Here is a 25,753-nt window from a genome sequence, read left to right as displayed (position 1 = left end):
AGGTTTAGTTTGAGGAATTAAGAACTCTTATTTGACGTAGCATTAACCAGGTTACCGCTACTGATAAAATTGTATATACTGCGACATAAGTATAGAAGCTAAAAACTATACCAGGCATAGGAGTGACTGCGTCTTTTGTTCGCATTACTTTATGAATAATCCAGGGTTGTCTTCCTACTTCGGTTACAATCCACCCCGCTTCCAGTGCAATGAATCCCATAGGAGCCAGCATCACAAAAAGTAACCAGTATTTATTGGTAGTAAACCATTTTTTTTTCTTCAAAGAAACAAAATATAAAACCCCAGCAAACAATAACAACGTTCCTATACCCACCATAACCTGAAAAGCATAATGTACTATACTAACATTTGGTCGTTCATCTTCAGGAAAATCATTCAATCCCTTTACCTCTGCATCAAAATCTCCAAAAGCCAGAAAAGATAACATCCCTGGGATTGCGATCTTATACTTTACTTCTTGGTGTTCTGTATCTACTATTCCGCCAATATATAAAGGAGCTCCTTTTTCGGTATTATAATGAGCTTCCATGGCTGCTAATTTTACAGGTTGTCGTTCTGCAATATCTTTTGCAGAGATATCACCACTTATTGGTTGTAATATTGCAGCTATTGCTCCAAATGTAATTGCTATCTTAAATGCTTTTTTATGCAATTCTACTCTTCTCCCCTTATACACCTGATAAGCATGAATACCAGCTACTGCAAAACCTGTTGCCGTAAACGCTGCAAGAGTCATATGCAATGCTTGAGTAAACCATGCGGGGTTAAGCATCGCCTTAATAGGATCAATATTCAAAAATTCGCCATCTATATAATCAAATCCACTTGGTGCGTTCATCCATCCATTAGCCGCTACCACCAAAATTCCTGAAGCTACTCCAGATATTCCTATAATAACACCAGTAAACCAGTGAAATTTCTCCGGTAATTTATTCCATCCATATAAATAAAAACCCAATGCCAGTGCTTCTACAAAAAAAGCTGCTCCTTCTAACGAAAAAGGCATTCCGATAATTGGTCCTGCATGTTTCATAAATTCTGGCCACAGCAATCCCAATTCAAATGATAAAGCTGTTCCTGAAACGGCACCGGTTACAAAAAATATGGCAACTCCTTTTTGCCATGCTTTAGTCAACGTTAAGTAGATTTTATCTTTAGTTTTTAACCATTTATAATGGGATACGACCATAAAAAAAGGCATTACCATACCAATACAAGCAAAAACAATGTGAAATATAAGAGTAAATGCCATTTGAAGTCTTGCAGCATCAAGGTTTTCCATAGATTATTTTTTTAATCTTTTTATTGTATAAATATACTCTTAGACATCATAATACTAAGTAACCTTGGTTACATATGTCTAAAAAAAGATTGTTTTCCCGGAAGTTTCTTTTATGCTATAAAGATACGATCTAAACACGGTTTTTTAAAGAAAAAAAGCTGTTGTTTTACCCCAAAATCCATAAACTTTTATCCATATCCTTTTTACCAACCTAGGGAAAACCCTAGATTTTAAATCCTAGGTTTTACACTCACAAACAAAGCGCTGAACAACAGTAATTTAGCAAACACAAATTTGTATGTAAGGGGGAATCTGAAAACCCATATCAAAAGAGTAGGGAAATCTTAAAACTATTTATTATGAAAAAATCAATTTTTAAAATGTCAATTTTAGCAATACTGTTAGGAATCGTATTTATTGCTTGCGAAAAAGAAGGAGTAAAGACAGAAATCGTTGAGTTTAATGAAGAAGAATTTACAAGTGAAACCGGTAATCATGATCAAGTTTTGGATATTAAGAATGAAGAAATCCAACAACCTTTACTTCATATGAGTTTTGATAAAAACCTAAGTAAAGAAGAAAACGAGCTCAAGTGGAAAAAAAAGGTTAAAGAATATGTTAGTAAAAATGCTAATCAAAATAAGGGAGTAAGTACTCATGTAGTATATGAAATAATTACTCATACTGGGTCGCAACCTAATCATGATACTAACGGTGATGTAATGGCCAAAGTAGAATTTGTTCATGACCAGGGAAGACGCATCACTAGATATTTAGCGTTGGATAATGGTGATGATAGAAATACAGATCAAGTCGATGTTTATCTTTTCGATCTTCAGTTTAATAATACTGCTATATCCTGGATAGAAGTAGATGAAGCGCATCTTAGATTAAGAGGTACTAATAATTGGTTTGTCAAGTCATTTGACGTCGCAATATGGAAATCTGACCAAACTGTACCTGCAACATCTGATAGTAATGGCGCATTCTTGTTATCAAATCCAAATTTATGGATGGACAATCAAACTGAAACAGGGTGGGATTATTACCATGCAGAAGGCCTCAGTTATTCTCGTGTTAATTTCTAATCATAAAATTGATTCCAAAACCTTTTTTACGGCCTGTTTATTTTAAAAAAACAGGTCGTTTAATTCTTCTACATTTAACTATACCTTAAAAATCTCTATCTCTTTTCACAAAAAGGGGTAAAATCCTCTAGCAAATAGGATTTAATTGGATAAGAAGATATGTATCTTTAATGTAACCCCTACTATTTTGTCAGCTAATTATATTGATAATGAGACTGAGTTATATTCATATATATTGGACGTTTGTGTTATTAAATTTTAACACAATATCTGCGCAACATATAAACAATACTGACACTTCTACCTCAAAAAAAAGAATGGAATATCAATTACGAAAGTCATTAGATCAATCTGATTATGAAAAAGCTTTGGAAATAACAGATAGTATGGAGCTTTACGGCATCAAGAATAAGGATAGTATTTATATGGCTATTGCTTACGATGCAAAAACGACACTCTATAGATTTAAGCGAGACATTCGTAATGCCAAAATTAATGTGAAAAAAGGCATTTCTATTTATGAAAAATATCACCATTATAGTGAATTGATAAAATCAAATTCATATCTCGCCAAAACACTGAGAGATGAAGGTAAATTAGACTCTTGTTTTTATACCTTAAACAAAATTAATAGATTGTACATATCAGATACCGTATCTAAAGGAAGTTTACGATATTTTTATAATGAAAAAGAAGCATCTCATTCAGTAGCAGGAAGAATTGATTCTTCATTACATTATTCTTTTAAAAGAATAGGCTTAATTGAAGAAGATAATTATTTTCAATTAGGAGTCTCTTATTTAATCTTAACTGAAAACTTTTATAAAGTTAATGATCTGAAAAAGGCATTAAACTACATCAATGAATCACTTCATTATTTTTCTAAAGATCCACGTAACCTTACTATCGCTACCTGTAAAGCTTATATTTTAAAAGGAAATATTTTACTTGCTCTAAAGCAATATCAAGAAGTTAAATTATATGCCTATAAAGCTTTAGATCTAATTAAAAATAAAGATTTACCCAACTATAAGGTACAAATAGAGGTTTTACTTTTCAAATTGAATGGACAAATAGGAAAACCTCATAAGATACCAGTATTAGATGTCACCGATATCAAAAACAAAAAAATAACTAACAGTACCTTATTCGATTTTTATTTAGCAAAATTGAAGTATAGTGTTCATGAAAAAAAATGGAAAGAAGCACGTGTACTTATAGAAAAATTACATTTACTAATCCCAAATATCAGTGATCTTAATTTAAAACAAACCTTTCATCAATTATCATCATTGTATTGGGCAGAAGTCAAAGATTTTGAAAAAAGTTATCATGAACAAAATCAATACTTTAAAATAAAAGAAAAGATTAATACCAGGCAACACATCTATACTGCCTATGATTTGGATCAGAAATATCAGCTAGCCAAAAAGAATGAGGAAATTGTAAATCAGAACTTTAGAATCCAAACACAAGAAAATGAGTTACTAAAAAAAGAAAAACATCAAATTTATTTAACGCTATCAATACTATCTGCAATACTAGGGTTCATTTTGCTACTTTTTATCTATAGACAACGTCAGAAAATAAAGAATAATGAGATCATAACCTTACAACATCAACAGGAAGTAATTAAACTCGAATCACTTATTGATGGGGAGGAAAAAGAACGTAATCGATTAGCTCAAGACTTACATGATGGTATTAATGGTGATTTATCTGCAATTAAATATAAAATTACCTCTATAGCACCTTCTAAGTTAAATGAAAAAGAAAAAATCATACATCATGAGGCTATTCAAATGCTTGATAATACAGTAGAGCAAGTACGTAGAATTTCGCATAATCTAGCTCCTTCTTCCTTGTTAAATTTTAATCTGGTCGAAGTAATACAACAATTTTGTGATAGAATCAATTCTTCTAATCCTTTAAATACAAGCTTTCAATATTTTGGAAAACAATTCAAACTTGAAAAGGAAAAAGAAACTGTTATTTACAGAATCATACAGGAACTCACAAATAATATCATAAAACATGCTAATGCTACCGAAGCTTTGATACAAATCAATAGTTATGAAAACAAACTTCATATTACTGTTGAAGACAATGGAATTGGATTTGATCCTGATGTAAAAAGTCACGGAATAGGATTGCAGAATATAAAATCAAGAGTCAGTCTCTTAAATGCTAACTTAGATATTCATTCAAGTGCTGAAGGAACTTCCTTCAACATAGAAATATATCTTGATAAAATTTAAAAAATGATAACAGTTTCGATTTTGGATGATCATACAATGGTACTAAGGGGACTTGAAACTATGCTTGAGGATTCTAATAGTATTAAAGTAAAGGCTACGTATAAGAAAGGGCAGGAATTATTGAAAAACTTACAAAACAATAGTTATGATGTGCTGATATTAGATATAAATTTACCAGACATCAATGGCATTGAATTATGTAAACGTATTACCAAGACATACCCCAATATATCCATCATAGGCCTATCCAATTATAGTGAAACGGGTTTTATAAAAAATATGATACGCAATGGAGCAAAAGGATACTTGCTAAAAAATACTTCAAAAGATGAATTAGAAGAAGCCATTAAAACGGTACATAAAGGAGAAACCTACCTACCATCTATCTTAAAAAATAAATTATTGAACGAAAGTATCGGTGTAAAATCTTCTTCATTTATACCAAAATTAACCAGAAGAGAAAAAGAAGTATTGCAATTAATTGCTAAAGAACATACAAATGAAGAAATAGCACAAACACTTTTTATAACTGTAAAAACGATAGAAGCCCATCGAAGTAATTTGATTCTAAAAATGGGAGTGCGTAATACTGCGGGTTTGATTCGTGTTGCTTTTGAAAAAGGGCTATTGGTATAATCTTTTTATCTTATAAAAACCTGCTCAGAAAATAATATCCTCAACAGGTTTTTTATATCTAAAAAATAATAGATTACTTAACGACTTTTATCATTTTTACATTGTCATCAGAAGTTATCTTAAGCAAATAAATTCCTTTAGAAAGGTTGGACGTTTGTATCGTTACCGTATTTTCTTTGGTACTCTTATCAGGAACTACATTAGTTAATTTTCCAGAAAGATCATACATTTCTATTTTTAAATTATTCTTATTCATATTCTTTGTAAACGAAAGTGATAGCGTTTCCTTAAAAGGATTTGGCCATGCACTTATAAAGTTTAGTCTATCATTATCTGAGGTTATATTAGAAAAAGGTCCATTTAAAGCATTTAAATTAGGACATTCTCCAGGGCAATTATCAAACCATTGGTTGTCATACCATCCGCTTGTTGTTCTAAATAAATCATCAGTCTGCGCTCCTCCATTATCATTAAACACAATACCAACATCTACAGTCTGATCTATAGTATATTTATACCACGGAGAACTACTTAATTTAGACATTTGTATTCCTGGCCAAGCTGGAAATCCAGGTATTGCATCATTTGCGTTTTTATCATAAATATAAATATAAACTGTGTTCCAGTTGTTCGGTTTCTTGAAATATACCATAAACGAAGTATCCACAATATCTGGACATTCATTAGGACAAGTATCTGACCATTGGTTATCATACCAGCCACTTGTTGTTCTAAATAAATCATCGGTCTGCGCTCCTCCATTATCGTTAAACACAATTCCAACTTCTACAGTTTGATCAATAGTATATGCATACCAAGGAGAACTACCTAGCTTTGACATCTGTATCCCTGGCCAGCTAGGAAATCCTGGGATTGCTGTATTGGCATTTTTATCGTACAAATAAATGTAAGCCGTACTCCAATTATTTGGTTTTTTAAAATTAACAGTATATCCAGACGTATCTTCAATAGTATAGGTTCTGCTTACTATAGAAGAATTTCCTGCAGTATTAATTGCAATAGCTTTGACCACAGTACTACCTTCTGCAGATATGGTAAAAACACCAGTATAAGGAGTACTTGAACTATCTGGCATTGACCCATCCAAAGTATAGAATATTGATCCCGAATTTGTTGCATTCATAGACACGTCTACACTTCCGTTAAAAGATCCAGAAGCAGGAGATACTGATACTACAGGCAACTCAATAAGATCCGGGCAGTCTCCCGGGCAATTATCAAACCATTGATTATCATACCAACCATTTTTAATTCTGGTTAAATCATCAGTCTGAGCACCTCCATTATCATTAAATACAATACCAACCTGAACATTTTGATCAATGTTATACTTATACCACGGTGTATCACTTACGGTTTCCATAGCAACTCCAGGCCAAGCCGGGAACCCTGGTATGGCTGCTCCTGTACTTTGATTAAATACATAAATAAAAGCCGAAGACCAGCCTGTTGGTTTTTTGAAATACACATCAAAAGGACCTCCAAATACATAATCTCTTGTGATTATTGAAGATTGATTCCCTTCTGAATCTATCGCTATCGCTTTTATAGTAGTATTCTCACTTATCGTAAACGAGTTATTATAGGCTGTACTAGAAGAAGAAGGGGTTGATCCATCATCTGTATAAAAAATATTTACTGAAGCTCCTGGAGTTGTAGTTGATGCTGTCATCTCTACGCTTACAGCGCTTGTATAAAAACCTGAGGCAGGAGATACAGATAAAGATGCTGAATTTGAAATCGTTAAAGGTTCTGCTATCAATACGAGCCCAAAAGAGGTCCCGAAGTTAACACTACCTCCAGATACTACAGCTGTTTTATCAGAGAAGTAGTCTTTTAAAGTTGTTCCATTTGGCCACATACCAAAAACATTCAACCCGCCAGAGAAATCACCATCATTTCCTGTATATACCAATGATTTATCTGTAATTCCCCCATTATTATATTCTCTCTTAAAGGTATAAGGAGTATCCTGTAACTTAGTATGTTTTCCTGCACCAACAGAAACGTGTTCTCTTCTAAACTTGCCTAACTTTTGAAAATGTATTAAGGTAAGAGTTGCTTTAGAATTAGGGTTATTTAATTCATTAAAATTCATATTTGAACGTAGTGTAGCATCGCCAGAAGCTCCACCTCCAGGAGTTAAAGTTCTTGCAGTTTCATCACCATAATAAATCTGTGCAGGTCCAGGAGTTAATAATAATTTGGTTCCTGCTTCAAAAGTTCTGGTTCTATTTCTATCAAAAACTTCATTTGTATCATGGTTTGCCAAAAAATTCATAGCACTTTTACCATTTCCCAGTTGGTTTTGTAAAAGATTATCATATCTACTAAAAATACTTTCTAATCCGTCATTAGCATTAAACCGAAATTCAAAATTAATAAGGTTAGCAAATCCATTATCATAATAATCTACATTGAAACCATCTCCAGTAAATCTTCTTCCCATACTTGGTGCAGAATAACCAAATACTTCTCCTGTCATCCAGAAATCTAAATCATCTAATTTTTTATCTGGATTATTATTTTTCCATTCTCTTAAGGCAATTAAGCCCTCTGTTTCTAGCTCTTTCCAAACAAACTCTTCGACATGTTTAACTGTATCTACTCTAAATCCATCTACTCCATAATCTCTAACATAATCAGTTAGCCATTTCATTATATAAAACCTTGGAGCTCTTGGATAACCTGTTCTGTTAAAAAAATTATTTAATTCGTTCTCTTCTTGTTGTCTCCTCCCCTCCTGGCTCCATTTATTAAGTAACCAACCAGGAACTGAAACATTTCCATTTGATTCTGTTCTTATATCTGGTAAATTATCAACCAATTCACAGGGAATACTACCTCCTGGTCCTTGAAAATTACAAGTAGGTTCACGACGAACCCATTCTGATGGCCATGATTCATCGCTAGAATTATCGGGTCCTACATGATTTAAAACCACATCCATAATGATTCGAATACCGTGATCATGAGCTTTATCCACAAAGGTTTTAAAAAGAGCATCTGTTCCCAGGTTACGATCTATGGTCGTCCAGTCTTTTGCCCAATATCCGTGAAAAGCATACCCCGCTCCACCAATAGAACCATGTATGTTTTCATACGGTGGAGTAACCCAAAGTGCATTCACTCCCAAGTCATCAAAATATCCACTATCAATTTTATTGATTAATCCTTGAAGATCTCCACCTTCAAAACTTCTTAATGGTGGACCATTTCTTTGTCTTCCATAAGAAAAGTCGTTAGAAGTATCTCCATTTTCAAAACGATCGGTAAGTACAAAATATACCGTTGCATTCTCCCATGCAAATGGTATGTTCTTATTGGACTGAGCAATACTGATTCTAGGTATGCAAAAAGCCAATAAAAGCCCTAAATAAAATAATTTTTTCATAATACATTATTTGTTGATTAATAAGTAACTACTTGATAATCTATTTCTTAAATAGTTTCTCAAACGTTGTAATAAAGATTTCGAAAAAAAAACGGCATTTTATAACCATTTTTTTACGCAAACGTTTGATTGTTAATAATTTATTTATTTTATAGTTAAAAAATTAACAATAACTTATTTAAATAGCCAAAATTCAAAACATTCATTACATCAACTTTCATCATAAAGATTTCGTTTATGTATTTCATAAAATAGAAGCATTAGAATTAAATTACTCATAATACCAAAGAACATTATGTTTTTTATATACAGGGAAAAATCGACAAGAATTAGGGTAAAAACTACATTTTGAAGCAACGAATATCAACGCATCTTTACCATATCAAATTATAAGAGTAGGTATTCTACTAAAAAATTAATATAAAAACACTACAAAATGGAAAGTACAATTGAGAAAAACTTAAAACATGTTCATGAATTACTATCAAAAGGACAATTTATAGAAGCGATGGAAACTTATTTACATGATGATGTAGAATTACAAGAAGCTAATGATGCACCAAAAAAAGGAAAAGCATTTAATGTTAAGTTCGAACAAGATTTTATAGATAATCAACTTACAGAGTTTATTCGATATGATGTAAACAATTATGCTGTCAATGGTAACCATTCTTTTTATGACGCAATAATGGAATTAAAATTAAAAGATGGCAGTACTATGCTTTCAGAGCAAACCGTAGTAACTGAATGGAGAGATGGAAAAATTTACAGAGAACGTTATTATCATGCATAATTGTATAAACTCATACTTTTATTTATATGAATGAGACCCTTGTGCCTGTTACAAGGGTTTTTTCTATCTTATACTATCGATATTAAGTACTCCAACCTCTATATTTTGAATTGTTTATGCATTACGATATGCTAAAAGTAAATTCATACATTATTTTCTTCAATTTTATTTGGCCTTATATTAAATGATTTATTTATATTTGCACCCTCAAAAGGATAACCTTTTTTCGGGGTGTAGCGTAGCCCGGTTATCGCGCCGCGTTTGGGACGCGGAGGTCGCAGGTTCGAATCCTGCCACCCCGACAAATTATAGTACCAATTTATACTAAAAACCTGTTAATCGTATGATTATCGGGTTTTTCTGTTTTTAAAAGTATCATAACAATTGATACGATTTGATTAAAAAAGACAACAAATCGGATAACAAATTAAAATTTGAAAAAGTGTTGACCAGATTTGTAGCCAACGGTCTACTAATCGATAAATAAATGTATCTTTATAAGTGATTTGACTTTCGTCTGATATACAACAGTTTCACAAAGTGATTTAAGGCTATCCAAAAACCTGCCCCAATGGTGATTACAAAACCCAAAGAATTCACTTTCTTCTGCTCAATTTAAATGGGAGAACTTAAGAAACGTTCCTCCGTCTTTTTCTTGTAGTTCAAAGGATAAATAATTAATCCCAATCCATTCTCTATCTCCATCTACACACTCCCAATGAACTTCATTTGGTGAATTCAGTTTTACAACTTTTATTTTATTGAAATATTCATCACCAAATTTGAAATGATTGACGTTCCCTACTTCTGGTTTTGCATGGCATCATTTGTCAACCAATTCTTTTAAATCTTCTTCTTGAGTTATTACCTTATATACATATATAGTTTAAGCTTCAATTATTTAGTCATGTTTTATATTTTCCATTTTTTGATTGTGTTATGAATACACATAACAGTTTAAGGATTATATATTTTTCTCATAAGTTGAAAAGAAAAAGCCCCTCATATATACTTGTAACTATTGAAGGGCGGGAAAAAATTAAGTGAATTTTCTAACTTACGATATACAACTTTTATTCTGGAATATTAAATTGAGTTGTAATTTCTTCGTATGACATTTTAGAGTAATCTACATTTTTATTTTTGGCAAATTTACTTCCCGATGCACCACCTCCCATTAATTGTCCACCAGGAATAAGTACATAACGATAATCTGTAAGATAAGCGTTATTAGGTAGGTCTAATGACCCTGAAACCAATGAGACTGCTACCGTTAACTCTTTATTACTACCTACAGCAAAAGAATAATTAACCTGACTAGAAAAATCAAGAATTGTAGGTAGAGCCCAAACCGCATTACTAGCAGTTCTTCCATATACTAGAATAACACCGGAATCAATAATATCATCTTCTATATTTTCTGCTATTGGAAAATTTTGAAAAGAAGAAGGCATAGTTTGTGGAATTTCTGATGCTATCCAGTCAGAATATATAACATTTGCAGTACCTGGTTCTCCCTGTTCACCATCTGCGCCAGTAGGACCAATCGCTCCATCTGCGCCAGTAGGACCAATCGCTCCATCTTCTCCGTCTGAACATGAAAAAATTGAAACTGATACTATAACCATCACTATTAACGTTACTAAATTTGATTTTACATTCATGATTTTTTATTTAAAATGAATCGGCAAATCTAGTTGCGAAACTAAATCAAGTCTTGTACAAAATGGACACATCAATTTAATGCTAAAAGAATAATACAGGTTTAAGTTATTTTCATTTTAGAGTCCTTTATTAATTCATAAAGACTCCAAGTAAATTATGTCGACACAGAGACATATCTATTTCAATATTTAAAAAAGAAGTGAATCTCATTCAATAATTCTGTTTTCGATTTGCTCATATTTAGCACGTTGTAAAATAGGTTATTAATTGACTTATCAATTAACTTTCCATTCCTAATTTTCATTAAATGAGGAAACCTATTGTAGGTCTTTAATTTGTATAGAGATTCCGAGATAAACTCAATGTTGTAATCTGATTTAATTTCTTTTCCTTTTAGATATACTATTTCAATTGTGCTAGTAAGCTCAGGAATTATATTTTCTTCTATATAATCTTTTGAATCCTTTCGATTGTTATAACAAAAGAAATTTTTTCCATGATTTACATTTAGAAAATTGGCATATTTTTTTTCAAACTTTTTCCGCCAAAAATATTTTACAGGAAAAAGAATTATTATGAAAGGAATTAACAGAGTAAATAAAAAAGTCTTAGTTACACTCCTTAGCATAGTAATTGCTAAGTTTTTAATTTTCTCAATGGTTTTCATTTTTGTCTTTCTAAAAAAAACCTCGCAGAAAACTTTTTAAATCAATATCTGTTTGAGGATAGGTTAAATCTGTTGTTCCGTTTGACTGATATAAACAAATAATATCTTTTCCGAACTCTTTGTAATAACCTCCTTGTCCATCTGGTACACTTACGCTAAGCTCTTCTCCTCCAAAAATCATCTTCCCATAATTCCCATTTCTACAACGAATAAAAAAACCTTTTTCCTTACCTGTTAATTTGTATAAAGAAACATAACCTATTACTGGTGCGGTAGTCTTTTCATAAAGCAAGTCATAAACAAAAGAGGATTTAAGTTCATTGCTAAATATTGGAATTAATCCTCCTTTATGGGAAGTTACGATTGTTGAAGGCAACCCTTCTTTGTTGTCAATTTTATACCAAAGGTCAGTTTGTGTAGTGTCAGAATTAGTTTTTAAGGATTTAAAATCAAAACCGAATGTCTGCGCATTGCCAAAATCCATACTTTCTCCATTTTTAACTGCTGGAATACGAACTTTAAGATATGAAGGGTCGTAATACAGAACATTACTGTTTAAAGTAGAGTTTTCTTTTATTCTACGTAGTTTTAAATTAACTTCAATTACATTGTTTTTAAGTTTATTATGGCTCCTACTTGGTTGATAATCCTTTGCTATAGAGGCCACATCAATTCTATGTCCCTTACTAAACTTAATTTTATAACAACCATAGTCATCTGTTGTTAGCGTCTCTTCATCAAGATTATTATCATCTATAGTGTGACGATACCAACAATGAACAAGTACTTCGGCGTTTGGGATGGGTTTCCCTGTTATTTCGTCAATTATTTGCCCCGTTACGACAATATTGGTTTTGTCATCATTACAAGCTAAAGTTGTCAAAACAATTAGTAATAGTAGTATGTTATGTAAAGCTGTGTTCATCGTAATTTCATTTTAAAAAGTAGGTTTTGTTAGTTTTTCAAATCCAGATAATGGGTGTAACTTCCAATGTTCCGGTTGCTGTTCTTCTCCTATCAATACAAATTCAATACTTGCATTAACCTTTTGAATCTTGACATTATTATGAGTCAAATTTTTTCCGTCATTGAATAATTCTGTCTTCTTTTCAAATATAGTTTTACTAAGGCTATCTGTGTAACTCAAAGTCATATGGTGGGCAGAAAAAGGGGCACCTGGTTCGCGATACGTAATTCTAAATATTCCCGATTTAAATTCATGATGTATTAATTCTCTTTCTGGAGATGTCTCACAGCTTATAAGAAATAAACAAAATAAAATACTACAAGTGAATCTATAAAACATGGTTTTTAATAATTTTTACAACGTTTGGATAGTGCTTTTTAATGCAATTTTACATTGCTTGTTATGATAGATGTTTTTATTTTGTATTATCCTCAAACCATGGGTACACATAAGTTTCTGTTGTTTTTAATTTCTTTATTAGTTCTTCCTTATTCCAATCAATTTCAGAATATTCAGAACGTTCGTATAGTAAATTATAAGCAGATTCATGAAATCCCAGGTCGACTAATTTTTCAAAATTCTTTATAGCTACTTCCTTAGTCAAAGGAGATTCAAAGTATTCAACTTTTATGAGTTGATATAAGGTATCATTAACAAAATCTTCGTTCACATTCATTGACTGTTTAGTTGAAGAATGTTTGGACTTGAATGAGTGCTTTATGTCTTTGAGAATCTCGTAAACTACTTTATCATTCTTTTCTTGTTCTCTTCGAAACCAAAATTCTCGATAATACTTTACATTCAATTCTTTATTCTTAAATGCTAGAATTAAGCTGTCTATCAAATGGGATGGTTCTTTTTTAATGTATAAGTCTTGAAGAATAAACGGATTGTCGCCTAATCGATTTCCTATCAAGTCTATATAGCCAAATTTCATAAATGTCTCATGAATCGTTTTAAGATTTTGAGGGTTTCTAATCCATTGATTGGATGTCCAATCTCCATGTCTTAATTGAAAGAATGTTGTTTGAGATTCACTATAGTTTTGCTTTACTTTCTTTTTACTTTTCGAACAACTGAAAATTGCTAACAAACTAATGGTTAATATGCTGATTTTTGTTTTCATTGTGTTCTCATTGTTTTGAATATTAGTAGCTGGTTCCTACTAAAAACCTTTCTGTTTAGCACTGACCTCTGTATTATATTTCACCTTTAGCATTATCACTTAAACCGCTATTACTTATACCCCATGTTAACAAACGTTTTACTATTCTGCTTCCTTTCCAAAATACTCTTCATAAGTTTGATATTCTTCTTTTTTTAATCCAAAATATTCTTTCCACCCACCTATTTTTTTGTAAAAATCAAATGCTCCATATTTTACAGGCACGGTTCTTATCAATAAATCTTGGATATTTCCGTATCCAGAATAATCATGAACTTCGTACTCAAACACTTGAAATCTGAACTTGCAAACTGGTGACTCTCCAATTTGCCCTACATGAATAGGAACAAACCAAATCCAACTAAATCCAACAATCATAATTGATAGAATAATATTCCGAATTAATCTTTTCAAGTTCTTTTTTCGCATATATACTTTTATATTCCATATCGTATGTCTAACAAGAATTAATGCTATAATTCCAAATATCAATTCGGGAAACATCATTTCTTGTTCAACCTAATGTTTGCCAACAACTGTATATCGTTACCATATCCTATAAAACTCATTCTCAAATAGCCTTTACAAAAGTTATTACCTTCTTTATTTCAGCATAAACTCTCTCATCAATCCATTTTTTTTCATCATTAGATAGCTCATTCAAAAGATTCTCATTGTCTTCGTTAAAATCAACTAATACATCTCTAAAAAATTCAGATTCAATATCAGTTACTCTCTGCTCATTAGTAAAGTTTAATGCTCCTATTTTAGATATAGCACTTTGTAATCTGTTTACAGTGATATAATCTCTTAATTCATCTAATAAGAAAGATAAATCTTCCGATTTGGATGAAATATTAGGAATGTATGTCCATTTTTCGGCTTGATGATATTTCTTTTCTTCGTCAAACTCTTTATTTTTTAATTTGATTATAGGTCTTAAATGAATCGTTTTATAATCAACTTGATTAAAGGGTTTTATGACAACACCTTCTATTAGATTTTCTCTTATTTCAGGGAGTTTTAACTGCTTTGGAATGGTAGAATTAATTCTTGTATTAAAATTTAAGGCCTCTCCAAACTTTCCAATAAATAAGGGTTTGGCATGAAATACGTTGTGCTTTTCAAAGTAAAAGAGTGATGATTCATAGTCTAGATATAATTTGGTCTGTATACCATCTGTTTCCATGGCAATATCAAAGGCACAAAAATTAATTGTTGGGGTATAATATACTCCAGTTTGAATAGCTTGCACATTAGGAATTGATTCTACAGAAGGGTGCGGATATTCTCCACCAAAAAGCTCTCCGTAAACTATATATTTAGTGGCTTTTATTTTGAAGCTTAAATCTTCAAATAGTTGTATAATGGCATTCTCAATATTGTTTACCACAAGTTGAAAACCAAAAAAGTCATCATTCCAGGATAAATACTCTTTTCTTTTTGCATATTTTAAGTTCCCGTTTTCGTAAACAAAACTAAAATTTGCGCCATGAACTTTTTCTGTAACAACCCATTGAAGCTTTTCCATTTTTTCAAAATCACGGACATTTAACCCTAATTTTTCAAAATTACTGGGCATTTTCTCGTATTCTGAAAATGTATTCATTTTTACTCTTTTTTATTTTTTACAAACGATTTATTCAAGTATCAATAACAGATTAGAGTTTTCTATCAAGACTGTTACCTCTTTTTTATTTATTACCAAGTTCATATAATTTTTTAATGATTGTTGTATCCATTGATGTCTCACGAATAACCATGTGATAATTTCTTTTTGTACAATTATTAAGTTCGGGCGTAATTCCTTCTAACAACAGAAAAGGAGAATCGTTGTTCACCAGTACCGTATTATCAATATTAACAGGCATTGTCCAAAAATTCATTTGGTTTATCAACTCAACAAAGTCATTCCATTCACTAGCTTTTATTTTTTTTTCAGAATAATGAAAGGGGGGAAAGTCTTCGGGTTCAGGTCTATATTTTGATGTTGCTAACTGCAGTTTTTCTATTAGCTTCATAGCCTTTTTGTTTTTTTGGATTCTAAAAACTGTTATAGCATCGCCTATTATAGTCAAACGATATGATTCAATAGTCGCTTCTCTTAAGTTTGGTTCATTCATGTTATTCCATCTATTCCACCAAAATCTTGCTTCCATAGTAGTTTTCATGTCAAAAGACGCTATTATACTATCATTTTTCTTAACAAGATTATAGTCAATATCGCAATCCTTTTTTAATATGTTTCCTTTTTTATCTATCACAAACCATTTATCACTTTCCACTTGTTTATGTTCCTCTAGGTCAAAATATTCTTTTGCATTATATGCTACTTCTGCCCTCCCGTTTTGAAATGATTTGGCAAAATCGTATTCACAAGGAATAACGACTTGCCCAAATTTATTAGCATATCCCATTTTTCCGTTTCTAAGTACCCTGGTTAATCCCTCAACAAAGGGTTCTGGACCATTGTCAAACATCACAACATCAAATAAAATATTCTGATTTCTGTCTATAGCAATTTGTCTACCGTAAGTACTATCGCTTGGGTGTTCAATAACATTGGCATAATACTCTAAAGTATCTGTTCCATAGTAAGCATATTTTCCAAACGGGATTATCGTATCATTCTTTTCATTTACATATGCTACTCTTACACCATATTGAAGGTGTTCTTCATCTGTAACGGCTATCAACTTTTCTGTTGAGATAGTGTCTGATATCGATTTATCAAAATATTGATGATTGGTTGTTTTCTTGTCAATATATTCTCTACACGAAAGTGCTATCGATAGGCTAAAAACCAAAATGATCAATTGTTTTATTCTCATTATTTTAATCCATTAAAATCATAAATAATCATGCTTACAATTTTGAAATGCTACCACAATGGTTTTACTTCTTTGTTAATATCGTTTCTGAGATAAAAAATTTACCTTCACTGCTAGTTGTATTTGTTTTCTTCTTTTTAAAACCATCTTCTAATACGTACATCAAATTTTCTTGACTGATTGCCAGGGAACCTGTTGAAATACTTAATGGAGAGCCATAATTAGCAAAGTTATATTGCATCATTTTTTTATTAATCATATTGCTTTCTTGTAATAACCAATACTCTGGATTGGAAACCCTAATGATTAGAATTTTTTGACTATTAATTTTAATTTCAGAAAACCCCATTATACAACCCCAGTCAATTATTTTATTATTTGTTTTTTGAGGGTGCATATGAATCCCTTCGTCATCTACAACCAATGCAAGTTCCGCTTTTACTATACGCCTAGTTGCAACGTACATACCAAATCCAAAAAGTAATACACTCAATAAACCTATTCCTTGAATAAGGTAAGGAGTCTGTAAAAATGGGTTTATAAAAACTTTAGGATTCATTATAAAACAAAGACTAATAGCAACAAATAGTAATGAGATGACAAGAAGTCTTATTGCTTTTTTTTTACTGGTATATATTTCCGTTTTTATCATTTTTTATTTATAGATTGTTAAACTCAATAGCATCACAAGTACCTACAAATGGAATTCCTGCATTTCCAAAGGCATAAGTAATAAGGCCTACGTATACCTGATTGTCATATGAAGGTTCTGTTCCTGGCAACTTACCTGTACTACGGTACAACACCCATTCATCTGGAGTGCTATTACTGTTTAGGTTTGGTTGTTGCCAATAAAAAGTAAGCTCATTATTTTCATCTCCAACAATACGTATATCTACTCGTCCTAAAGGCGCTGTATCTATACCAGCATCATCTACAGTGGAAACTCCATCAACAGTGTTTTTTCCTTCTATGGTAAATTGTCTTGTTCCTCTATGCCCTACTACTATATGCGAAGAGTTTATAGAATTAAAATCTTCTGCATGTACTTGGATTCCTGCAAAATTGTATTGCGTTCCGTTATGAGATGGTGCTGTTTGCGAATCTGTGGTTATACCAATACCTATATTTCTTGCAATAACCTCAAAAGGAAAGGTCATTAATTTAGCATCTAATCTTCCTTGTTCTTGGTTAAAATGCAGAGTCTGATTGTTTGTGTTATCATCTAGGAGTGCATGATATCGTCCCGAAACCCTACCTACGTTAGGCAATACTTCGGCATTATTTGTTACATAATCTATTAACGGACCAGTACCATCAAAATCATCTACAATTGAGACCGTATTGTTTTCTTCTGGTTTGGTTGTAAAACTATATACAGTACTACTAGTTTCTCCGCCTTGATTGTCTTTTGCTACTACTCTCCAATAATAGGTTTCAGAAAAATTCAATTGATTTGTAACGTTAAAACTAGTAGTGGTTAAATTGGCTACATACAAATTTGTTGCAGCCTGTTCTGTACCCAAATACATATCGTAGACTACAGTATCTCCATCAGGGTCGTTTGCTGTTTCCCAATTAAAAACAGGTAATATATCTATGTCTGTTGCTTCATTAGTAATCTCATTTAGATTAAAAGAGGTTGGGGGATTATTTTCTTCTACTGGGTCTGAAGTATTATTGTCGTCACTACCACATGAGGTCACAAAAACCGACAACATAAGTATCATTAACAAATTGATTGTTTTTTTTGTATTCATCGCTTTATTTTTTTGATTTTACATTTAGGTGTCTCTTAGTTACTTATTTTATTAATCAAATGCCCAAACATCATTTAAGCCTTGATAATCACCATCTCGTCCTCCAATGACCCAAACTTTTTCTCTGAATGTTATCGATTTATGGTGATATCTTTGGGAGAAGAGTACATTATCAATTGCTTGTTTCCATTCGGCACCGTCGACACTGTACCAAACATCATTTAAAAAAACATCGTTACTAATGAAGCCACCAATCACCCAAATTTTATCATCAAATACTACTGAAGCATGACTGTGTCTGCCTGAAAATGGAGCGCTTGAAATTGCTTCTATCCAATTTTTCCCATCTTTACTATACCAAACATCACTTAAGCCTTGAATGTTAGCATCAAGTCCGCCAATCACCCATATTTTATTATCAAAAACTACAGAAGTATGGAGGTATCTACCAGAAAATTGAGCATTTGGAGTTGCTTCAGTCCAATTTTTTCCATCTTTACTATACCAAACATCATTTAAAAAATCACTTCCAATCACCCATATTTTATCATCGAACACTACAGAAGTATGCCCGCTACGTACTGAAAATTCAGCATTTGGGGTTGCTTCTGTCCAATCTTTACCGTCTTCACTATACCAAACATCATTTAAATATTGGTGATTAGCATCATATCCACCAATCACCCATATTTTACCATCAAACTCTACAGAAGTGTGCTCTGTTCGTTTGGAAAATTGAGCATTTGGGGTTGCTGCTGTCCAATCTTTACCGTCTTCACTATACCAAACATCATTTAAATTATCAACATCGCGTCCACCTATTATCCATAATTTATCATCGAACACTACAGAAGTATGTCCACTTCTCTCTGAAAATTGCGCATTTAATGTTATTAGTTCATTAGACATTCCTAAATCTCTTGTATTAAAACTATGTATTGCACTTGTTGCACTCGTGATTAGTACATTAGCTAAATTATTTTTTACTTTCATCTTTTTCTTTTTTTTGATTGTACATTCAGAATTCCAATAGAACTACCTTTCGATTAATCAAATACCCAAACATCATTTAAGTATATGTTCTCATCATACCCACCAATTAACCAAACCTTTTCTTTAAATACTGTTGAAGTGTGGCCAAATCTTTCAGAAAAAGGAGTATTATCAGTGACTTTCTCCCACATGTTGCCGTTGGCACTATACCAAATATCATTGGAAAAATTATCAGGAGTATCACCTCCAAACAACCAAATTTTATTATCAAATACGACAGAAGTATGTCCGCCCCTTTTGTCAAAGATAGGTTCGGTTATAACTTGATTCCACCCAACTCCATCTTCACTTACCCATACATCATTGTTATAATTACCGTCATATCCTCCAATGACCCATATTTTATTATCAAACACTACAGAGGTATGACTATTTCGTTTAGAAAATTGAGCATTTGTAGTTACTTCTGTCCAATTTTCTCCATCTTCGCTATACCAAACATCATTAAAGCGCTTCCCTTTTCCTTGTCCACCAATGACCCACATTTTACCATCAAACACTACAGAAGTATGGCTGCTGCGTTTTGAAAATTGAGCGTTTGCAGTTTTTTGAGTCCAATTTTCTCCATCTATGCTAGACCAAACTTCATTATTATAAGCACCATCATACCCCCCAATAACCCACATTTTATTATCAAACACTACAGAAGTGTGTCCTGTGCGCCTTGAAAACTGAGGGCTTGAAGTTGCTTCAGTCCAATTTTCTCCATCTTCACTATACCAAACATCATTGAAACGCTGCCCATCAGACCCTCCAATTATCCATAGTTTATCACTGAATACTATAGCAGAGGCTTCTTGTCTTCCATTAAATACAGTGTTCGGAGTTATTGGTTCATTAGGTATTCTTAAATATCGTGTACTGAAACTATGTATTACACTTTCTGTATAACCACCTTTATTATCTTTTGCCACTACACGCCAATAATAATCGTTTGACACTCCTAAACGATCTGTAGCCTCAAAATTAACTGTGCTTAAATTTTCATGATATAAAGCTTCTGGTGGGTTTTTAACATCAAGATATATATCATACGTTAGTACATCCCCATCAGGGTCGTTTGCCGCTTCCCAACTAAAAGTTGGTTGCACATCAACATTTCCTTCTCCATCTGCAACAGCTATAAGATTAAAGGTTTCAGGTGGTTTGTTTTCTGCTACTGGGTTATCGTCGTCATTTGAACATGAGGTAACAAAAACCAATACCATAAGCATCATTAATGTGCTAGCTAATTTATTTTCTGTTTTCACCTTTTATGTTTTTTTAGATTTAACATTCAGATATTTCCTAACTCACTTTTTGATTAATCAAATGCCCAAACATCATTTAGGTAACTCCCATCATAGCCAGCTATGACCCAAATTTTTTCCTTGAATACCGTTGAAATGTGGTCGAATCTCTTGGAAAAAGGTGCATTGTTCGTGAATTGATTCCATTCGGTACCATTGGTACTATACCAAACATCATTTAGGCTACTAGGCGCTGCGCCACCAAGCAGCCAAATTCTATTATCATATACTACTGAAGTATGCCTGATTCTTTTAGCAAATGGAGCTGAAGAAATGACTTCTGTCCAATTTTCTCCATCTTCTGTATACCAAACATCATTTTGACGGGTATCATCTGTTCCTGCAATTACCCATAATTTATCATCAAATACTACGGAGGTATGAAGTGACCTTTCTGAAAAAATTGAAGTTACAGGTTTTGTTTCCGTCCATGTTATTCCGTCTTCACTAGACCAAACCTCATTGTTATTAGTGCCATTATACCCCCCAATGACCCAGATTTTATTATTGTAGACCACAGATGTATGTCTACCTCTTCCCGAAAATTGAGCAGTCGCAGCCGCTTGCGTCCAATTTTGACCATCGTTACTGTACCATACATCATTTAAGTATTCATCTCCATTATACCCACCGATAACCCATATTTTATCATCAAACACAACAGAGGTATGTTCGCGCCTACCAGGGAATGGAGCTTCATCTGTTACTTGTTCCCACTTAATTCCATCTTCACTTTGCCAAACATCATTTAAATCGGAGAAATCATCTGTGTTTCCACTAATGACCCATAATTTATCCTTAAATTCTACAACAGATGCTCTGCGTCTTGTCCTAAATTCTGCATTTAAGGTTATAGGTTCATTTGGCATTTGTAAATCTCGTGTGATAAAGCTGTGTATTGCACTTTCTGTACTCGCTCCTTTATCATCTTTTGCCACTACTTTCCAATGATAATTTTTTAATAATCCTAAGCGCTCTGTTGTTTCAAGGTTGGTAGTATTTATGTTTTCACCATATAAGGTTTCTGGAGGATTTTTAGAATCAAGATACAAGTCATAAGTCACCGCATCACCATCAGGGTCATTTGCCACTTCCCAACTAAAAGTTGGTTTTATATCAGCATCTACCTCCCCATCTGCAAGCGCAATAAGATTAAAGGTTTCAGGAGATTTATTTTCTTCTACAGGGTCTGGATTTGTTACTGGGTCAGGTTCTGAAACTGGATCCGGAGTATTATTGTCGTCACTTCCACATGAAGTAACAAAAACAAAAAAGACAAGACTCAAGTATTGAATAATTTTGATTGTTTTCATTGTGATTTTTTTTTAAAATAGGTTAATGCTCTATCCAACACAGGGGTTTATTTTAAGATAGAATACATAAAACTTATATAGACTAATATTTTTTTCCTTATTCTTTTTTCATCAAAAAAGAATAAAACCCCTCGGGACTTATAACTTCCTAAGGGGCTCAAGCAAAAATTAGAAATTAGGGCAAACTTCTAACTTTTGATTTCTTATACCACTCTACTATTCTGAAATATTAAATTGAGCTTTAATTTCTTCGTAAGACATTTTAGAGTAGTCAACACTTGATGATTTCCCAGAAGAAGACGGTGCTACTGGAGCCCCACCTGGTATTATGACGTATCTATATTGTTGAATTAAGGTCACAGCTCCACTCACAGTGGTGCCATCAGTTGATACTACTTCGATTACAATGCCTCCAATAGCCTTATCCCCTGTTTGAGGCTCAATTCTATGGCGATATTGTAGATTTAAATTATAAAAATTATAAGGTAGTTGATAGATATCAATCTCTACTTCCTCAGCTACAGTAGTAAGTCTTCGGCCAAATACCAAAACAACTCCTTGTTCTAATACCTTTTCAGTAATTTCAGGACTCTCGATAACAAAACTTGCTGAAGAAACCCCTAAACCATCACCAAGTTCAAATCCGTTATCAATCCATTCAGAATAAATAACATTAGCTGTTCCTGGGACGCCATCTTGACCATCTACCCCATCTGTACCATCAACTCCTGCTGGACCAGCTGGCCCTATAGCTCCATCTTCACCATCTGAACATGAAAAAATTGAAGCTGATATCATAAGCACCATTAATAATCTAACTAATTTCTTTTTTGCTTTCATAATTTTAAATTTTATATGAAGTGTCAAATTTAATTGTGAAGATTAGTGAAGTCTTGTATAAAATGGACACAGTTCTTAAATCCTAGTTAAAATTATTGAGGTACTTAAAATTTTTGTTTGGAGGTATTGTTGTTTCTTTTTAGGAATTTTAAATATTAACTATAACTTATTTACCCCTCACCAGGCATAGCTTCATGAGGGGTAGTTGTTTTCTGTAAAATTTGGAGGAACTCTTATAAATCTTACTCTGGAATATTAAATTGGGCTTTAATTTCCTCGTATGACATAGATGAATAGTCTTTTGCAGATTTTGAAGCAGAAGAAGCAGGGTCAATTGTAACTCCGCCAGGAATAATTACATAACGTACTGAAGTTAATGAGTTATTAAGTCCAATATCACTTCCGTCTAACGTATTAATTCTTAAATCAAACTCTCCTCCCGCCGGATTTAATCTAAACTGATGAAATTTTTGTCCTATAAGTGCGGGTAATTGATAGATTCTGCTGCCAAAACCAGAATATCTACCAAAAACCAAAATCGTCCCTGAATTAATAATTTCTTCTGTGATTTGGGGCGCAGCGATTGTTGATTCTACTTCATCATTACCTACTACATTAGGAGGAAATCCTGGGTTCATCCACTCCGAATATATCACATTCGCCGTCCCTGTATCTCCCTGCTCTCCTTGTAAACCATCTAGACCATCCTGACCATCTACTCCATCAGTACCATCAACTCCATTTATCCCATCAACTCCATCTTCACCATCTGAGCATGAAAAGATTGAAATTGACACCATAAGTACCATTAATAATCTAACTAATTTCTTTTTTGCTTTCATAATTTTAAATTTTTAACATGAAGTGTCAAATTTAATTGTGAAGATTAGTGAAGTCTTGTATAAAATGGACACAGTTCTTAAATCCTAGTTAAAATTATTGAGGTACTTAAAATTTCTGTTTAGAGGTATTGTTGTTGCTTATTTAAGCCTTCTTAATACTATTAAGGATTACTCTTTATTATTAAGAATTATACTTAAGAACCATTTCTGTTAAACTAACGTCTCCATTTATAAACTCGCTTGGAGAAATTTGCATGAACTTTTTAAATTCTTTTGTGAAAGATGGGTGGTCGTAGAATCCACATTCTAATGCCAATTTGGTTAATGATTTTTCTTCATTCTGATTGATGATGTTCATGATCGTGTTCCATTGTAGGGTTCGATAGTACTTTTTAGGAGAAATACCTATTACCTTTTTAAATAAGCGAAAAAGGTACTTTTGGTGTACACCTACCTTTTCGCAAATGTCTTCTATACTTCTCTTACCGACAACGTCTGTTTGCATCAATTTTACAACCTCATCTATCAAAGGAATTTCAGGAAGAGCGGTAGGTATCATACTCAATAGATAAGTTTCAAAAACTTCTTGTATGCTTTTTATATCTCTGGTACAGTTTTCTAATTCCTTTTCCAATATTTGTGCACCTATGGTAGAGAAATCGGCAGGAGGATGATTAGTAAAATTACTTCCTTCTTTATGGAACAAACGATAAAATCCCGTAGGTGTGAACTCAATAAAAATCTGCTTAACTGTCCCTTGATGCACTATTGAAACACCTCCTTTTGTTGTTATTCCTAACACATAAGCTCTTTTTTGCAGAGGTTCATTTTTTCCATTATATACATTTCGCATTAAGTCTCCAAAGAAAAAAGTGAGCCCCATTGTATCTAAGGGAGGTATTGGATGCAACTGGGGCTCTTTAGTTTCGTTTTCTATGTAAGACATGCGTTTTACAAAGGGTGTTAAAGCTTTTTCTTGTAATGGTAGTATGGAAAATTTAAGATTTGACATATTATAAAGTTAATTGACTTACATAACTGTAGAAGATTTAAACGAGTATACAGTTTTGTTATTTATAAAGTTTTGAAACAAAATTAAAACCGACGAAGCTTCTGGACACACGAAATATTTGACATTCAAAACATTCGAACTATTGTAGTTCTATTTTTACCAAATAAACTCTTACCAGGCATAAATTGTTCTATTGCCTTCTTTTCTAATAATTGTTATTCTTTGTTTGTCATTGTAATCTGTCTTAATAAAATTAATGAAATTCTCAACTTAGACAGAGTTTAATTTACAGTCTCATTCTAACTTCTGCGTGATAGCCATTCCAAATAGGTTGAACCTTATCATCATAGCCCTTTTCCGAAATACTTTTACCTATTCTTAACCATAACAATCTTCCATTTTTTTTAAAACTAAACCTGAACCCTAAATTAAGATTCCCATTACTTATTCTTCTTTCTTCTCGTTCTTCTTCTTCTTCATCCCATACTTCTCCTATAAATGAATTTGTGCTATAGTCTACTGTAAACCTCCCGAATGCTATTCCTGTTTCAAGATGAGTTCCAAAAAGTGGAGCCACCCCCCCTGTAAGTCCTATTGATGCATATACTGGTACCTCTTTTATTATATTGTACTCTGCACTTACTAATAATTTATTTAATAAAATGGGTATTGCCACACCTTGATTACCATAGGCTGTGGCATAATAAACACTAAATTGAACTTTTTTAGAAGCTTCGTTAGCACTTTTAATTTCCTGACTTTGCATATAGAATACACTCATTACACATATTAAAAGGATAACTTTTTTTGGTAATTTTCTCATAATAAATTGATATAAACATTTATGTTTGCAAAA

General features: G+C 32.5%; 22 protein-coding genes and 1 tRNA gene. 5 read left to right on the top strand and 18 right to left on the bottom strand.

Annotation, left to right across the window (positions count from 1 at the left end):
• Window positions 1-4: 4 nt before the first annotated feature.
• Window positions 5-1,303, bottom strand: a complete 1,299-nt coding sequence (locus DK442_RS22865; protein ID WP_109438232.1) for a cytochrome ubiquinol oxidase subunit I — start codon at window positions 1,301-1,303, stop codon at window positions 5-7.
• A 359-nt stretch (window positions 1,304-1,662) separates the two neighbouring features.
• Here DK442_RS22865 and DK442_RS22860 point away from each other — a divergent pair, with 359 nt between their 5' ends.
• The 3 genes from DK442_RS22860 to DK442_RS22850 all read left to right on the top strand — a co-directional run bounded on the left by DK442_RS22860 (window position 1,663) and on the right by DK442_RS22850 (window position 5,285).
• Complete coding sequence (locus DK442_RS22860; protein WP_109438231.1) at window positions 1,663-2,391, top strand: hypothetical protein; 729 nt, start codon at window positions 1,663-1,665, stop codon at window positions 2,389-2,391.
• Between the two features lie 317 nt (window positions 2,392-2,708).
• Window positions 2,709-4,649, top strand: a complete 1,941-nt coding sequence (locus tag DK442_RS22855; protein WP_160114311.1) for a sensor histidine kinase — start codon at window positions 2,709-2,711, stop codon at window positions 4,647-4,649.
• A 3-nt stretch (window positions 4,650-4,652) separates the two neighbouring features.
• Window positions 4,653-5,285, top strand: coding sequence for a response regulator transcription factor (locus DK442_RS22850; protein WP_109438229.1), 633 nt, complete (start codon window positions 4,653-4,655; stop codon window positions 5,283-5,285).
• Window positions 5,286-5,358: 73 nt separating this feature from the next.
• Here the strand turns inward: DK442_RS22850 and DK442_RS22845 are convergent, their stop codons facing one another.
• Window positions 5,359-8,700 (bottom strand): starch-binding protein, encoded by a 3,342-nt coding sequence (locus DK442_RS22845; RefSeq protein WP_109438228.1) that lies wholly within the window; start codon window positions 8,698-8,700, stop codon window positions 5,359-5,361.
• Between the two features lie 436 nt (window positions 8,701-9,136).
• Here DK442_RS22845 and DK442_RS22840 point away from each other — a divergent pair, with 436 nt between their 5' ends.
• Together DK442_RS22840 and DK442_RS22835 are read left to right on the top strand one after the other, a co-directional pair.
• Window positions 9,137-9,493, top strand: coding sequence for a hypothetical protein (locus tag DK442_RS22840; protein ID WP_109438227.1), 357 nt, complete (start codon window positions 9,137-9,139; stop codon window positions 9,491-9,493).
• A 227-nt stretch (window positions 9,494-9,720) separates the two neighbouring features.
• Window positions 9,721-9,795: transfer RNA gene (locus DK442_RS22835), tRNA-Pro, on the top strand.
• Between the two features lie 771 nt (window positions 9,796-10,566).
• On the opposite strand, the gene DK442_RS22830 is transcribed toward DK442_RS22835, so the two are convergent.
• The 16 genes from DK442_RS22830 to DK442_RS22750 all read right to left on the bottom strand — a co-directional run bounded on the left by DK442_RS22830 (window position 10,567) and on the right by DK442_RS22750 (window position 25,720).
• Complete coding sequence (locus DK442_RS22830; RefSeq protein WP_109438226.1) at window positions 10,567-11,157, bottom strand: collagen-like protein; 591 nt, start codon at window positions 11,155-11,157, stop codon at window positions 10,567-10,569.
• Window positions 11,158-11,835: 678 nt separating this feature from the next.
• Window positions 11,836-12,750 carry a hypothetical protein gene (locus DK442_RS22820; protein WP_109438224.1) on the bottom strand — a complete coding sequence of 305 codons (915 nt, stop codon included), beginning with the start codon at window positions 12,748-12,750 and terminating at the stop codon, window positions 11,836-11,838.
• A gap of 12 nt (window positions 12,751-12,762) precedes the next feature.
• Window positions 12,763-13,131: a hypothetical protein gene (locus tag DK442_RS22815; protein ID WP_109438223.1), complete on the bottom strand. Its 369-nt coding sequence runs from the start codon at window positions 13,129-13,131 to the stop codon at window positions 12,763-12,765.
• A 76-nt stretch (window positions 13,132-13,207) separates the two neighbouring features.
• On the bottom strand, window positions 13,208-13,918 hold the full coding sequence (locus DK442_RS22810; RefSeq protein WP_109438222.1) for a hypothetical protein: 711 nt from the start codon (window positions 13,916-13,918) through the stop codon (window positions 13,208-13,210).
• Window positions 13,919-14,059: 141 nt separating this feature from the next.
• The gene (locus DK442_RS22805) at window positions 14,060-14,464 is read right to left on the bottom strand and encodes a hypothetical protein (protein WP_160114310.1); all 405 of its coding nucleotides are present in this window, start codon (window positions 14,462-14,464) and stop codon (window positions 14,060-14,062) included.
• 64 nt (window positions 14,465-14,528) lie between these two features.
• Window positions 14,529-15,566, bottom strand: coding sequence for an RNA ligase family protein (locus DK442_RS22800; protein ID WP_109438220.1), 1,038 nt, complete (start codon window positions 15,564-15,566; stop codon window positions 14,529-14,531).
• Between the two features lie 85 nt (window positions 15,567-15,651).
• Window positions 15,652-16,788, bottom strand: coding sequence for a WG repeat-containing protein (locus DK442_RS22795; protein WP_109438219.1), 1,137 nt, complete (start codon window positions 16,786-16,788; stop codon window positions 15,652-15,654).
• 64 nt (window positions 16,789-16,852) lie between these two features.
• Window positions 16,853-17,440, bottom strand: a complete 588-nt coding sequence (locus DK442_RS22790; RefSeq protein ID WP_109438218.1) for an STM3941 family protein — start codon at window positions 17,438-17,440, stop codon at window positions 16,853-16,855.
• A 7-nt stretch (window positions 17,441-17,447) separates the two neighbouring features.
• Window positions 17,448-18,548 (bottom strand): hypothetical protein, encoded by a 1,101-nt coding sequence (locus DK442_RS22785; protein ID WP_160114309.1) that lies wholly within the window; start codon window positions 18,546-18,548, stop codon window positions 17,448-17,450.
• Between the two features lie 51 nt (window positions 18,549-18,599).
• On the bottom strand, window positions 18,600-19,541 hold the full coding sequence (locus DK442_RS22780) for a kelch-like protein (protein WP_109438216.1): 942 nt from the start codon (window positions 19,539-19,541) through the stop codon (window positions 18,600-18,602).
• Between the two features lie 53 nt (window positions 19,542-19,594).
• Window positions 19,595-20,851: a kelch repeat-containing protein gene (locus DK442_RS22775; RefSeq protein WP_160114308.1), complete on the bottom strand. Its 1,257-nt coding sequence runs from the start codon at window positions 20,849-20,851 to the stop codon at window positions 19,595-19,597.
• 53 nt (window positions 20,852-20,904) lie between these two features.
• Window positions 20,905-22,203, bottom strand: coding sequence for a kelch repeat-containing protein (locus tag DK442_RS22770; RefSeq protein WP_109438214.1), 1,299 nt, complete (start codon window positions 22,201-22,203; stop codon window positions 20,905-20,907).
• 216 nt (window positions 22,204-22,419) lie between these two features.
• Entirely contained in the window at window positions 22,420-23,043 is a 624-nt protein-coding gene (locus DK442_RS22765; RefSeq protein ID WP_109438213.1) for a collagen-like protein, read from the bottom strand.
• A gap of 242 nt (window positions 23,044-23,285) precedes the next feature.
• Window positions 23,286-23,885, bottom strand: a complete 600-nt coding sequence (locus DK442_RS22760) for a hypothetical protein (protein WP_109438212.1) — start codon at window positions 23,883-23,885, stop codon at window positions 23,286-23,288.
• A 181-nt stretch (window positions 23,886-24,066) separates the two neighbouring features.
• Window positions 24,067-24,897 carry a helix-turn-helix transcriptional regulator gene (locus DK442_RS22755; RefSeq protein WP_109438211.1) on the bottom strand — a complete coding sequence of 277 codons (831 nt, stop codon included), beginning with the start codon at window positions 24,895-24,897 and terminating at the stop codon, window positions 24,067-24,069.
• A 286-nt stretch (window positions 24,898-25,183) separates the two neighbouring features.
• Window positions 25,184-25,720 (bottom strand): hypothetical protein, encoded by a 537-nt coding sequence (locus DK442_RS22750; protein ID WP_109438210.1) that lies wholly within the window; start codon window positions 25,718-25,720, stop codon window positions 25,184-25,186.
• Window positions 25,721-25,753 lie beyond the last annotated feature (33 nt).

The organism is Aquimarina sp. AU119, from assembly GCF_900312735.1.
Taxonomy (GTDB): Bacteria; Bacteroidota; Bacteroidia; order Flavobacteriales; family Flavobacteriaceae; genus Aquimarina; species Aquimarina algiphila.
The sequence above is the reverse complement of the archived record's forward strand: the minus strand, read 5'-3'. Positions and strand labels throughout refer to the sequence as shown.

Excerpts from the sequence above, each read along its gene's own strand:
- DK442_RS22865 (WP_109438232.1), bottom strand. The coding sequence starts at position 1,303 with ATGGAAAACCTTGATGCTGCAAGACTTCAAATGGCATTTACTCTTATA.
- DK442_RS22860 (WP_109438231.1), top strand. The coding sequence starts at position 1,663 with ATGAAAAAATCAATTTTTAAAATGTCAATTTTAGCAATACTGTTAGGA.
- DK442_RS22855 (WP_160114311.1), top strand. The coding sequence starts at position 2,709 with ATGGAATATCAATTACGAAAGTCATTAGATCAATCTGATTATGAAAAA.
- DK442_RS22850 (WP_109438229.1), top strand. The coding sequence starts at position 4,653 with ATGATAACAGTTTCGATTTTGGATGATCATACAATGGTACTAAGGGGA.
- DK442_RS22845 (WP_109438228.1), bottom strand. The coding sequence starts at position 8,700 with ATGAAAAAATTATTTTATTTAGGGCTTTTATTGGCTTTTTGCATACCT.
- DK442_RS22840 (WP_109438227.1), top strand. The coding sequence starts at position 9,137 with ATGGAAAGTACAATTGAGAAAAACTTAAAACATGTTCATGAATTACTA.
- DK442_RS22830 (WP_109438226.1), bottom strand. The coding sequence starts at position 11,157 with ATGAATGTAAAATCAAATTTAGTAACGTTAATAGTGATGGTTATAGTA.
- DK442_RS22820 (WP_109438224.1), bottom strand. The coding sequence starts at position 12,750 with ATGAACACAGCTTTACATAACATACTACTATTACTAATTGTTTTGACA.
- DK442_RS22815 (WP_109438223.1), bottom strand. The coding sequence starts at position 13,131 with ATGTTTTATAGATTCACTTGTAGTATTTTATTTTGTTTATTTCTTATA.
- DK442_RS22810 (WP_109438222.1), bottom strand. The coding sequence starts at position 13,918 with ATGAAAACAAAAATCAGCATATTAACCATTAGTTTGTTAGCAATTTTC.
- DK442_RS22805 (WP_160114310.1), bottom strand. The coding sequence starts at position 14,464 with ATGATGTTTCCCGAATTGATATTTGGAATTATAGCATTAATTCTTGTT.
- DK442_RS22800 (WP_109438220.1), bottom strand. The coding sequence starts at position 15,566 with ATGAATACATTTTCAGAATACGAGAAAATGCCCAGTAATTTTGAAAAA.
- DK442_RS22795 (WP_109438219.1), bottom strand. The coding sequence starts at position 16,788 with ATGAGAATAAAACAATTGATCATTTTGGTTTTTAGCCTATCGATAGCA.
- DK442_RS22790 (WP_109438218.1), bottom strand. The coding sequence starts at position 17,440 with ATGATAAAAACGGAAATATATACCAGTAAAAAAAAAGCAATAAGACTT.
- DK442_RS22785 (WP_160114309.1), bottom strand. The coding sequence starts at position 18,548 with ATGAATACAAAAAAAACAATCAATTTGTTAATGATACTTATGTTGTCG.
- DK442_RS22780 (WP_109438216.1), bottom strand. The coding sequence starts at position 19,541 with ATGAAAGTAAAAAATAATTTAGCTAATGTACTAATCACGAGTGCAACA.
- DK442_RS22770 (WP_109438214.1), bottom strand. The coding sequence starts at position 22,203 with ATGAAAACAATCAAAATTATTCAATACTTGAGTCTTGTCTTTTTTGTT.
- DK442_RS22765 (WP_109438213.1), bottom strand. The coding sequence starts at position 23,043 with ATGAAAGCAAAAAAGAAATTAGTTAGATTATTAATGGTGCTTATGATA.
- DK442_RS22760 (WP_109438212.1), bottom strand. The coding sequence starts at position 23,885 with ATGAAAGCAAAAAAGAAATTAGTTAGATTATTAATGGTACTTATGGTG.
- DK442_RS22755 (WP_109438211.1), bottom strand. The coding sequence starts at position 24,897 with ATGTCAAATCTTAAATTTTCCATACTACCATTACAAGAAAAAGCTTTA.
- DK442_RS22750 (WP_109438210.1), bottom strand. The coding sequence starts at position 25,720 with ATGAGAAAATTACCAAAAAAAGTTATCCTTTTAATATGTGTAATGAGT.